This is a genomic window from Flavonifractor sp. (genome assembly GCF_019422385.1).
GTDB lineage: Bacteria > Bacillota > Clostridia > Oscillospirales > Oscillospiraceae > Flavonifractor > Flavonifractor avistercoris.
The window spans coordinates 1-11,525 of record NZ_JAHZDL010000077.1 but is presented as its reverse complement, the minus strand read 5'-3'; the positions used below and the strand labels follow the sequence as shown (position 1 = coordinate 11,525).

Annotated in this window: 12 protein-coding genes; 6 read left to right on the top strand and 6 right to left on the bottom strand. The window is 63.3% G+C overall.

Annotated features, from left to right (window positions below):
* The 6 genes from QZ378_RS10125 to QZ378_RS10100 all read right to left on the bottom strand — a co-directional run.
* Nucleotides 1–324 (bottom strand): argininosuccinate synthase domain-containing protein (locus QZ378_RS10125; RefSeq protein ID WP_291258177.1); only part of this gene is annotated, 324 nt, incomplete at its 3' end.
* A 284-nt stretch (nucleotides 325–608) separates the two neighbouring features.
* Complete coding sequence (locus QZ378_RS10120; RefSeq protein WP_291258176.1) at nucleotides 609–842, bottom strand: helix-turn-helix transcriptional regulator; 234 nt, start codon at nucleotides 840–842, stop codon at nucleotides 609–611.
* A gap of 740 nt (nucleotides 843–1,582) precedes the next feature.
* On the bottom strand, nucleotides 1,583–2,821 hold the full coding sequence (dinB, locus tag QZ378_RS10115) for a DNA polymerase IV (protein WP_291258178.1): 1,239 nt from the start codon (nucleotides 2,819–2,821) through the stop codon (nucleotides 1,583–1,585).
* A gap of 146 nt (nucleotides 2,822–2,967) precedes the next feature.
* Nucleotides 2,968–3,621 (bottom strand): DUF2812 domain-containing protein, encoded by a 654-nt coding sequence (locus QZ378_RS10110; protein ID WP_191378989.1) that lies wholly within the window; start codon nucleotides 3,619–3,621, stop codon nucleotides 2,968–2,970.
* A gap of 13 nt (nucleotides 3,622–3,634) precedes the next feature.
* Entirely contained in the window at nucleotides 3,635–4,822 is a 1,188-nt protein-coding gene (locus QZ378_RS10105; protein ID WP_291258175.1) for a DUF2812 domain-containing protein, read from the bottom strand.
* Entirely contained in the window at nucleotides 4,798–5,142 is a 345-nt protein-coding gene (locus QZ378_RS10100; RefSeq protein ID WP_087241408.1) for a PadR family transcriptional regulator, read from the bottom strand. Before QZ378_RS10100 ends, QZ378_RS10105 begins: the two co-directional genes overlap by 25 nt.
* Before the next feature lie 202 nt (nucleotides 5,143–5,344).
* Between QZ378_RS10100 and QZ378_RS10095 the strand changes: the two genes are divergently transcribed.
* The 6 genes from QZ378_RS10095 to QZ378_RS10070 form a co-directional block, all read left to right on the top strand.
* Nucleotides 5,345–6,727: a hypothetical protein gene (locus tag QZ378_RS10095; protein WP_191528944.1), complete on the top strand. Its 1,383-nt coding sequence runs from the start codon at nucleotides 5,345–5,347 to the stop codon at nucleotides 6,725–6,727.
* Nucleotides 6,728–6,746: 19 nt separating this feature from the next.
* A complete protein-coding gene (locus QZ378_RS10090; RefSeq protein WP_087241412.1) occupies nucleotides 6,747–7,433 on the top strand; it encodes a response regulator transcription factor in 687 nt (228 codons plus the stop codon).
* A gap of 112 nt (nucleotides 7,434–7,545) precedes the next feature.
* Nucleotides 7,546–8,946 (top strand): cell wall metabolism sensor histidine kinase WalK, encoded by a 1,401-nt coding sequence (locus QZ378_RS10085; protein WP_291258174.1) that lies wholly within the window; start codon nucleotides 7,546–7,548, stop codon nucleotides 8,944–8,946.
* Nucleotides 8,947–9,034: 88 nt separating this feature from the next.
* Complete coding sequence (locus QZ378_RS10080) at nucleotides 9,035–10,015, top strand: DUF1385 domain-containing protein (RefSeq protein WP_291258173.1); 981 nt, start codon at nucleotides 9,035–9,037, stop codon at nucleotides 10,013–10,015.
* A 109-nt stretch (nucleotides 10,016–10,124) separates the two neighbouring features.
* Nucleotides 10,125–10,988: a peptide chain release factor N(5)-glutamine methyltransferase gene (gene prmC, locus QZ378_RS10075; RefSeq protein WP_191528945.1), complete on the top strand. Its 864-nt coding sequence runs from the start codon at nucleotides 10,125–10,127 to the stop codon at nucleotides 10,986–10,988.
* A 92-nt stretch (nucleotides 10,989–11,080) separates the two neighbouring features.
* A partial coding sequence (locus tag QZ378_RS10070; protein ID WP_291258172.1) for an ATPase domain-containing protein occupies nucleotides 11,081–11,525 on the top strand: 445 nt, incomplete at its 3' end.

Sequence of the window (11,525 nt, the reverse complement as noted above, 5' to 3'; positions counted from 1 at the left end):
CTTGGCGATCTCCACCAGCCGCTTGGCGATGATGGGCCGGGCGAAGGCGGTGCCCAGCAGATAGCCCTCGTACTTGGCGCCCATCTGCATGGAGGGGATGATCACGTCATCCACCATCTCGTCGATCAGATCCTCCACATACAGCTTGGAGGCGCCGGTTTTCAGGGCCTTCTCCTCCAGCCCCTCCAGCTCGTCGGCCTGGCCCACATTGCCGGAGACGGCGATGATCTCGGGGTTGTTGTAGTTCTCCTTCAGCCAGGGGATGATGATGGATGTATCCAGACCGCCGGAGTAGGCGAGGACGACTTTTTTGATCTCAGACATGGCGAAACCCTCCGTTTTTGTTTTGTTGGGAACAGTGTACCATAGCTTGGAATAAAAATCAAGGGCCAATTCGCATAAATATGCGAATTGGCCCTTGATTTATTGGTTTATATCGCCATAAAATGCATATTATACGATATAAAATGAATATTAATTGTTTCGTTATACGGATGTATGCGACGCGCTGACTGATGACAAAAGATCCGGTTTCTCTGTTAATTGTCCACGTTTAATATCCAAAGCAGGCAAACCAATCCATAGGGGAGATGAAAATACTGTATGGATCATGAATCCTCCTCTAGGGGCTTGGGGCGCCGAAGAAACCCGAGGATATAATCAGCAGAGACGTGATAGTAACGGCAGAGTTGAATCAGATGCCGGATGGGCAGTTCGCTTGCCCCTCGTTCATATCTGGAGTACATTGTCTGTGATGTGCCCAGTATTTGCGCAATCTCCTCTTGCGTTTTATCCAGATCTTCTCGAAGCCCACGTATCCGGAGCGAATACTCCTGTTCCATCGAAACTCCTCCTGTCAAGTCATATATGACAGAGGTTATCTTATTATAGTAAATATATTTACTATAATGACGGGGAACGGGAAACCGTATTCCTATCTGTTGAGGTGAGAGAAATGAAATGTTATAACCACGCGGAACGGGACGCAGTGGCGGCCTGTGCAGAATGTGGAAAGGGTTTGTGCCGGGAGTGTGCTGACCGCTGGGCCCCTCCTCTGTGTGAGGTGTGTGCGGGCAACCGTATTCAGATGCAAAGGGCACAGGCACAACGATTAACCAGAGTTAGTGTAATCCTGTTCTTTATATTCGCCTTGTTAGGAATCGTAATGGGTACTGTCTCCTGTATCGCACATGGAACTCCTCTGCGTATCCCCTTGGGCATTTTGCAAAGTTTAGTGACGGCGTATATTGTGGCGGGCATCCCATGCGGTTGGTCCGTTCTGACTGGAATCACGCCGAACATTTTTCCGGTGCTTCCGCTAGTGGGATGGCTAATTTATTTTGGTGTCAAATTCTGCCTTTCCGTTTTCGTCGGGCTTGTAGCCCTTCCTTACCGACTGTACCAGGTACACAAGGAGAACAAGCGCATAAGCGAATTGGAAAAGTAGATGCGTTTTTAGACGTAGACAAGAGAAAATCCCCCTGCCGCAGATACGGTCAGGGGGATTTGTGTTTCCATGGGGAGAGGCGGAAGGGGCACGGCTCTGCCAAGGATTGCGCTATAAAGGACGTGCTTCCCGGCGTCAGTCCACCGGCGGCAGGCGGTGATCCTCCTTGACCTCCGCCTTGTCCCGGTGGACGGTGGAGGCGGCGGTGATGGCGTCCCTGCCGAACCTGTCCCGGATGCCGTCCATGGCCTTCTCCAGCTTCTCCAGCCGATCCCGCCGGGGGGCGGCCCCGGCGGCGAACAGGTTCAGTTGCTCCCCGGCGTCCCCCTCCTCCACCAGGTTCTGGGCGGTGATGGTGAGGGCCCGCACCGGGGCCTTGGGGTTCCAGGAGGCGCGGATGAGCTCCATGGCGGCGTCCGTCAGATCCCGGGACACATAGGTGGGGGCGCTGAGGCGCTTCTGGCGGCAGATGTCCTTGAAATTGGGATCCCGGATGGTCACCTGGACGGTGGTGCATTTGGGGGCGTGCTTGCGCAGGCGGACGGCCACCTCGTCGGACAGCTCGGTGACGGCGGTGCGCAGCTCCGTCCACCCCTCCAGGTTCCGGGGGAAGGTGAGGCCGTTGCCCACCGACTTGGGCCCCGGCTGCTCCCGGGCGGGGATCACGGGGGAGTGCTCCGCCCCGGAGGCGTAGTCGTGGAGGGTGTACCCCTGCCTGCCCAGCAGCTTTCCCAGGGCCTCCCGGTCATAGGCGGCCAGATCGCCGATGGTGCGGACGCCGTACTGCTCCAGCACCCGGGCCGCAGCCCTGCCCACGAAGAGCAGGTCGGTGACGGGCAGGGGCCACAGCAGCTCCCTGTAGTTTTCCCGGGAAATGACGGTGGTGGCGTCGGGCTTTTTGTAGTCGCTGCCCATCTTGGCGAAGATCTTGTTGAAGGACACCCCCACCGACACGGTGAGGTTCAGCTCCTCCCGCAGCACCCGGCGGATCTCGTCGGCCAAAGCGCGGGCGTCCCCGCCGAAGAGGTGGAGGGTGCCCGTCACATCCAGCCAGCTCTCGTCGATGGAGAAGGGCTCCACCAAATCGGTGTACCGCTCGTACACGGCGTTGACCTTTTTGGAGTACTCCCGGTACTTCCAGTGGTGGGCGGGCAGGAGGATCAGGCCGGGGCACTTGCGCCGGGCCTGCCACACCGTCTCGGCGGTCTTGACCTGGAACTTCTTGGCCGGCTCGTTCTTGGCCAGGATGACGCCGTGGCGGGAGGAGGGGTCGCCGCACACCGCCACCGGCCTGTCCCGCAGCTCCGGATGATCCAGCAGCTCCACCGAGGCGTAAAAGCTGTTCAGATCGCAGTGCAGAATCACACGCTCCACGTCGTCGTCGCCCCCTTCACATCCTTCGCCCTGCCATGGCCGACAGGGCTCACTCATTCCGGGGCTCCGATACGCCCCTCCGAATGGCTGTCTCCTATTATTATATCGGAGCGGATATGGGAAGTCAAACGGATGTACTAGCCCGGTCAGAACCAGGGGAGCAGGGTTACGGCGGCGTACCACAGCCAGAGGCTCAGCAGCAGGAGCACAGCCGACGCCCGCAGGGCCACGGCCCGGCGGTAATGGATGGGGGTGAAGGCCCGCCGGGAGCCGGCCAGCAGCTGCCGCCGCAGCCTCCGCAGCCACAGGATCTCCGCGATGTGCCAGCCGTAGACGATGCAGCAGCAGAGGGAGTACAGGACGGCATGGGGGAACTCCGCCGGCTTCCGGTTGAAATAGAGCTCGAAAAAGACCAGCAGGGGCAGGAAGATGACCAGGAACACCAGCGTCATCCCCAGCCGTTCCTCCAGATCCCTCATCCCGGCGGCCAGCACCACCGGGTCGGTGTGGAGCTCCTCCGCCGCCGGATTGCCGGACTGAAAGATGCGGTAGAAGCTCTTCACGGTGCACAGATAATGCCAGCCGCAGGACTCGTAGTAGTCCAGCCGCTCCTGGGTGGGGATGGGGCTCTCGGTGTCCAGGGGCTCGGCCCGGCAGCGGACGGCCCTGGGCTCCCCCTTTTCGAACCGGGAGAGCAGGGGGCCGGCGTCCACCAGAAACCTCCCCCGACCGGCCATGCGCTCCAGCCACTGCTCCATGGCGGCCATGTCATAGAGGCTGACCGGCGTGAGATACCACATAAGACGGCCTCCTTTATGCTTCAAATGCGGCCAGCCGGGCCAGCAGCTCCGGGCGGCCGGTCAAGTCCTGCGCTCCGGAGTAGTCCAGATAGATCACCACATTCCCCGCCTGGAGGAACAGCTCCTGGCCGGGCCACCGGTTGTCCTGAACCAGCACCGCCCGGTCAAATCCGGGCAGCTCCGGCTCTGTCACGGTGTAATGCTCCGGGGCATAGCGTAAGTCGCTGTACCGGGTGATCAGATCGTCCAGCAGGGGGGAGGCCAGGCAGGGGAGGGAGAGGCGGTACCAGAGCATATCCAGACGGGGCTCATAGTCCCCGCGGCCGGTGAGGCGCTGCTCCACCTCGTACTGCCCCGGCGCCAGAAGAGACCAGTTCCGGCGGACATAGTTGTGGCTGTCGTAGCCGAAGATCTCCAGCGTAATCGGGGAGGGGACGGCCTCCAGCGCCGGGTCGCCCTCCAGCTCCCACAGCTCCAGGATGGGGAAGGGCCTCTCCGCCGCGGCCAGCTCGCCCTCCCACTCCACGGAGCGCATCACCAGAGGGCTGGCGATCAGGGCGGCCAGCAGCACCAGGTCGAACAGGAGCAGCCCGAGATTCCACCGGCCGGTGAACCGCCAGCTGTGCCGCCCGGGGACAATCCCCTCCCGCAGCCGCCTGCGCAGGCGGAAGAAAGAGCCCAGGCTCCGGAACTCCACCCCGAGCAGGAGAAAGAGCACCAGCATGGACAGGGTAGAGATGCCGCTGACATCCAGAAGAAGAAGCACCGGCGTTTCAGAGAGCAGATAGGGGAGCAGGAGGGCAGCCAGCTCGCCCACAAAGCAGAGAACCAGCACAGCGGTGAGTATCCGGAGAGACCTGGATATCCGATCCAGGGCGTAGCTGTGTACCACCGGGTCGGTGTGGAGCTCCGGGGCCTCCGGGTCGTCATTGCGGTAGAGGTCGAACCACCGCCCCACATGAAAGACGAGCTCCCACCCCAGACTCCGGCAGTAGTTCTGACTCTCCCGGCTCCAGAAGCTGCCCCGGGGCTCCAGCCGGTAGCGCACCGGGGCGGGCTCCCCCCGCTGAAAGGCGGCAAACAGGAAGGGGGTCAGGTGGTGGAGGTACAGGCCCCGCCGGGCCATATCCTCCGCCCAGCCCTCGAAGCGGTCGACGTCCACGAAATCCACCGGGATCAGCTTGTAGACAGTATTCCGCATGGCAGCTCCTCCTGTTCCGCCTGTGCCGCGTCCGCCAGACAGCTGCGCAGGCGGGCGATCTCCTCCTGATAGCGCTCCAGGCCCGTGTCGGTGAGGGCGTAGGTGCGCTTGCGGCCCTCCACGGCGGTCTCCCGGATCAGGCCCTCCTCCTCAAACTTTGCCAGGATGGTATAGAGGGTGCCCGGCCCCAGGCGTACCCGGTTTTGGGTGATGGCGGAGACGAAGTCGGCGATCTCCGTGCCGCACCGGGGCTGGTGCAGCAGGGCCATCAGCGCATAGAACATGGACTCGGTCAGGGTCTCCAGAGTTTTGCGGCCCATGATTCCACCTCCAATATCAATTAACGATATCGTCTGTGGATATTATAATATCGAAGACCGATATTGTCAAGAAAAACCTGGCCGACCGCCCGGCCCGCCTCCGGGGGCGCGGAGAAAATCGGAAATAGGCATACCATTCCGCCGGGAAATGTGGTATGATAAAAAACGACTGATATACTTTTCCCACGGAGGGGGCTGCAACATGAGACGATTCAAGCTGCTGCTGGCGGCAGGGCTGCTGTCGCTGCTGCTGGGCGGCTGCTTTTCCCAGTCGGTGGACGAGCTCTACCGCGCCCCGCGGGCGCCTGACGACTACCTCAAGCTGGACGAGCGGATCAACGAGGTGCTCAATGCCGGCGGCGAGTACGCCGCGCCCCTGACCGGGGAGCTGACCCAGAAGGTGCAGCTCCAGGATCTGGACGGCGACGGCGTGCAGGAGGCCATCGCCTTCTTCCGGGTGAGCGCCGATGAGCGGCCCTTGAAGATCTACATCTACCGGCAGGTGGAGGAGGACTATGAGGTGGCCGCCATCATCGAGGGCTCGGGCAACGCCATCAATTCGGTCTCTTACGAGAATCTGGACAACAGCCCCACCAAGGAGATCATCGTGGACTGGGAGACGGCGGGGCAGACCTACTCCCTGGCGGCCTACTCCATCGACCGCTATGAGGTGGTGGAGCTGCTGCGCAAAGAGCACAGCGGCTTCCGGGTGTACGACATCGACGGGGACGGGCAGCAGGAGATCCTGATACTGCGCACCGCCGGCGGGGCGGAGAGCGCCCAGAGCGACGCCATGTACACCATCGGCGCATCGGAGAACCGGGTGGAGCTGTACAACCTGCGGGACGGCGTGGTGGCGCTGGATTCCTCCGCCCCCCTGAGCCAGAATGTGGAGCAGGTGGTGAGCCTGAACGTGGGCTATCTCCGGGATATGGTGCCCGCCCTGTTTGTCACCTCCACCTATGCGGTCAACGGGCAGATCACCGACATTTTTGCCTGGAAGGACGGCGGGGTGGAGAACGTGACCCTGGAGCGGGACACGGGAGAGAGCGGCGGTACCGTGCGCTGGGAGACCGAGGTAAACAGCACCCAGGTCTCCTGCACGGACATCAACCACGACGGGATCATGGAGCTGCCCTCGGCCTATGCCCTGACCGAGCCGGACAGCACCAGCACCGCCCCCAACTTCTGGGCCATCCGGTGGCAGCAGTACGACGTGAACGGCGGCGCCCACCAGGTGTTCACCACCTACCACAACAACCAGGACGGCTGGTATTTCATCCTGCCCACGGAGTGGAGCGGGAAGCTGACCCTGTCCCGCAGCAACCTGGCCGGCGGCGGGGAGCGGGCGGTGGTTTTCTCCTACTGGGAGGGGGACGAGGCCGTGGAGCCGGAGCCCTTCCTGGTCATTTACAAGCTCACCGGCGACAACCGGGAGGCCCGGGCCAGCATGCCCGGCCGCTTCCGCCTGCTGGAGGGGGAGGACGACGCCATCTACGCCGCCCGGCTGGTGGACAGCGGCTGGGACTGCGGCCTGGACGAGGAGGGCGTCAGGGCCAACTTCGCGCTGATCAGCGGGCGCTGAGTACAAAGGAGGTAACGGGATGAAAAAGGTTCTTGTGCTGGAGGATGAGGCGAATATCCGCAGCTTTGTGGTGATCAATCTCAAGCGGGCCGGCTACGAGGCCATCGAGGCCGAGACCGGCGAGGAGGCGCTGGCCCAGCTCAAGCGCAATCCGGATATCAAGGTGGCCCTGCTGGACATCATGCTGCCCGACATGGACGGCTTCGAGGTCTGCCGCCGCATCCGGGCCAGCGACAGCAACATCGGCATCATCATGCTCACCGCCCGCACCCAGGAGATGGACAAGGTCACCGGCCTCATGACCGGCGCCGACGACTATGTGACCAAGCCCTTCTCCCCGGCGGAGCTCACCGCCCGCATCGACGCCCTCTACCGCCGCACCGGCGGGGGCGATCCCATCGACACCGGGGAGATCAGCCAGCCGCCCTTCCTCCTGAACACCCGCAACCGCACCCTGGAGAAGAACGGCCAGCGGGTGAAGCTCACCCAGGTGGAGTACTCCATCATGAAGCTGTTCATGGACAACCCGGGCAAGGCCCTCTCCCGGGAGGAGATCCTGGACTCCGTGTGGGGCAGGGACTACTTCGGGGAGCTGAAAATCGTGGACGTGAACATCCGCCGCCTGCGCATCAAGATTGAGGACGATCCGACGAATCCGTCTTTCATTACCACGGTGTGGGGCTACGGATATAAGTGGGGCTTCTGAGGGGCGGCATCCGCCCTCCGCAGGCCGGGCCGCGGGGCGCATCCCGCCCCCGGCGCCCCAAGCGGGCGCATTCAGGCAAACAAGAACCAGACCCAGGTGGTGAAGGGAAGGCATGAAAAAAATCAGAGGTATCCGAAAGCGGTGGATGGTGAACTCCATCAGCGTGGTGCTGTTTATCGTCCTGCTGGCGGTGACAGCCTTCTCCACGGCCATGGGGAGCTATTACTACTCCACCATGAGCGAGTCCCTGCGCCAGAAGGCGGAGAACGCCATCGGCAGCTTTGACTACCGCAGCGGGGACGACTACTACAGCTATGCCCGGACGGTGGTGGCAGGGGATCCCAACAGCGACAACCTGGAGGTGGAGTATCTGGACAGCAGCGGGCGCATCCGCTTCTCCAGCTCGGATCTCACCGCCTTCCGCGTCCCCGGCACGCCGGAGATCGTCCAGGCCATCAGCGAGAAGGAGACCCGCTCCTGGGTGGGCTCCGACCCCAGCACCGGCGAGCACATCATGGCGGCCACCAGCCCCCTGGTGGTCAACGGTGAGGTGGTGGGGGCCATGCGCTACGTCACCTCCCTGCGCAACGTAGACCGGCAGATCATCATCATCGTGGCCATCGCCCTGGGCATCGGCCTGGCGATCCTGTGCATCGTGTACTTCTCCAACCTGTACTTCATCCGCTCCATCGTGGATCCGGTGGCGGGGATTACCGAGACCGCCAAGCGTATCGCCGAGGGCTCCTACGGCGTGCAGATCGAGAAGCGGTACGACGACGAGATCGGCACCCTGGCCGACGCCATCAACGACATGTCCCTGCGTATCAACCAGAGCGAGAAGATGAAGAACGAGTTCATCTCCTCCGTCTCCCACGAGCTGCGCACCCCCCTCACCGCCATCAACGGCTGGGCGGAGACCATCATGAACGGGGAGGTGCGGGACGCCGGGGACGTGAAGAAGGGCATGGGCATCATCGTGTCCGAGGCCCGGCGGCTGACCAACATGGTGGAGGAGCTGCTGGAGTTCTCCCGCATCCAGGACGGCCGCTTCACCCTGTCGGTGGAGCCCATGGACATCAAGGCGGAGCTGGAGGACGCGGTGTACACCTATCGGGAGTTCTTCCGCCGGGAGGGCATCGAGCTCAACTACTACGACTGCGAGGAGGAGTTCCCCCTCATCAACGGGGATCCCGAGCGGCTGCGGCAGGTGTTCTGCAACCTGCTGGACAACGCCGCCAAGCACGGCGGCTCCGGCAAGCGCATCGACACCTCCATCGCCCCCGACGGGGATCAGGTGGCCATCACCATCCGGGACTACGGCCCCGGCATCCCGGAGGAGGAGCTGCCCCACGTGAAGTACAAGTTCTACAAGGGCTCCTCCAAGGCCCGGGGCTCCGGCATCGGCCTGGCGGTGTGCGACGAGATCGTCACCCGCCACGAGGGCACCCTGGACATCGGCAACGCCGAGGGCGGCGGGTGTGTCGTCACCATCCGCCTGCCTATTCGAACATAAGTTCTAAAAGCGGCCCGCGCCCCTTGCAATCGGGGCGCGGGTTTGGTACAATAGATTACATTCCATTAGTAAGGAGAACTTACCCCACATGCCAAACGAAAACAACCAATCCTGCGCCACGCCCTACAAGACTATGATCGGCGGCCAGGCCCTCATCGAGGGGATCATGATGCTGGGCCCGGAGAAGAAGGCCGTGGTGGTGCGCAAGCCCGACGGCGAGCTGGAGGAGCAGGTGGAAAACCGGGTGCTCATTAAGGATCGCCACCCCCTGCTGGGCGTGCCCTTCATCCGGGGCGTGTTCAACTTCTGTTCCTCCCTGGCCAACGGCGTCAAGGCGCTGATGTTCTCGGCCTCCTTCCTGCCGGAGGACGAGGAGGAGCCGGAGGAGCCCTCCAGATTTGAGCTGTGGCTGGACAGGCGCCTGGGCAGCGAGAAGGCCGCGTCCTTTTTTGTCACCGCCGCGGTGGCCCTGGGCATCATCTTTGCCGTGGTGCTGTTCATCCTCCTGCCCACCGCCATCACCGGCCTGATCGGCCTGGTTGTCCCCCTGCCCATGTGGCTGCGCAACCTGCTGGAGGGCGTGGTCAAGGTGGTGATCTTCGTGGGCTACCTGATACTCTGCTCCCGGATGAAGGACATCCACCGGGTGTTCCAGTACCACGGCGCCGAGCACAAGACCATCTTCTGCTATGAGCACGGCCTGCCCCTGACGGTGGAGAACGTGCGCATCCAGCCCCGGCACCACCCCCGCTGCGGCACCAGCTTCCTGTTTGTGGTCATTGTGGTGAGCATCCTGCTGTCCAGCCTGCTGTTCAGCTTCATCGAGGTGACCAACACCTTTGCCCGCATGGGCCTGCACCTGCTGCTGCTGCCGGTGATCGTCAGCCTGACCTATGAGTTCAACCGCCTGGTGGGCCGGTATGACAACTGGTTCACCCGCATCATGACCGCGCCGGGGATGTGGCTGCAGAACTGGACTACCTTTGAGCCGGACGACTCCATGATCGAGGTGGGCATCCGGGCCTTTACCCTGGTGCTGCCCGAGGAGCAGGGGAAGGACGCCTGGTAAAGGATATGACCTTCCACCCTCTGGGGGAAGGTGCCCCGAAGGGGCGGATGAGGGGGCGTATTCTGAGCGCCCCGGAGAGAAAGAGAGAAAATTGAGGAGTGGTGCTTACATGGCGACCACGTACAACAACCTCTACCTGGACACGCGGCAGCGTCTGCGGGAGGCGGGGGTGGAGGGCGCCCAGCTGGAGGCCCGGGAGCTCCTGTGCCACGCGGCGGGCAAGAACCGGGAGCAGTTCTACCGGGACATGGCCCTCTATGCCCCTGACCCGGTGGAGGAGAAGCTGGCCGCCCTGGTGGAACGCCGCCTGGCGGGGGAGCCGGTGGCCTACCTGATCGGAGAGTGGGAGTTTTACGGCCTGACCCTGGATGTGACGCCCGACGTGCTCATCCCCCGGATGGACACCGAGGTGCTGGCCGAGCGGGCCATCCTGCTGGCCCGGGCCGCCGGGGAAGGTGCCCGGGTGCTGGATCTGTGCGCCGGCAGCGGCTGCGTGGGCCTGGCGGTGGCGGCCAATGTGCCCACCTGCCGGGTGGTGCTGGCCGACGTCAGCGAGGCGGCCCTGAAAATCTGCAAGGGGAATGTGCGCCGGAATGAGCTCAACGCCCGGGTCACCTGTGTTCAGGCCGACGCCCTGCAGAAGCCGGACGCCGCCCTGTGGGACTTTGACGTGATCGCCTGCAACCCGCCCTATATCCCCACCGGGGATCTGGCCGGGCTGGACGTGTCCGTCCGGGACTACGAGCCCCGCTCCGCCCTGGACGGCGGGGCCGACGGGCTGGACTTCTACCGGGCCATCGCCGCCCAGTGGGGCTCCGCCCTGCGGCTGGGGGGTTCCCTGCTGTTTGAGGTGGGGATCAACCAGGCCATGGACGTGGCCGCCCTGCTGGAGCGCAGCGGATTTGAGGACATCCAGTCCACCCAGGACACCCAGGGGATCCCCCGGGTGGTGGAGGGCGTCGTCAACCGATAAAAGTCCTGCTTATTGGACAGATAAAAGCGTAAGCTATTGGACAGAATACCCGGCGCCCTCCGGCTGCCGGGATACCAAAGGAGAGATTGGATATGGCAACCAAGAAAGCGGCGGTGGAGGCCGCCACCCCCGCAGCGGATAAGAAGCGGGCCTTGGAGACCGCCATGGCCCAGATTGAGCGGGCCTACGGCAAGGGCTCCATCATGCGCCTGGGCGACAACGCCGACATCGTGGTGGAGTCCATCCCCACCGGTTCCCTGTCCCTGGATCTGGCCCTGGGCATCGGGGGCGTGCCCCGGGGGCGCATTGTGGAGATCTACGGCCCCGAGTCCTCCGGCAAGACCACCCTGGCCCTGCACATCGTGGCCGAGGCCCAGAAGCGGGGGGGCGAAGCGGCCTTCATCGACGCCGAGCACGCCCTGGATCCCTCCTACGCCCGGGCTCTGGGGGTGGACATCGACTCCATGCTCATCTCCCAGCCCGACACCGGCGAGCAGGGCCTGGAGATCTGCGAGGCCCTGGTGCGCTCCGGCGCCA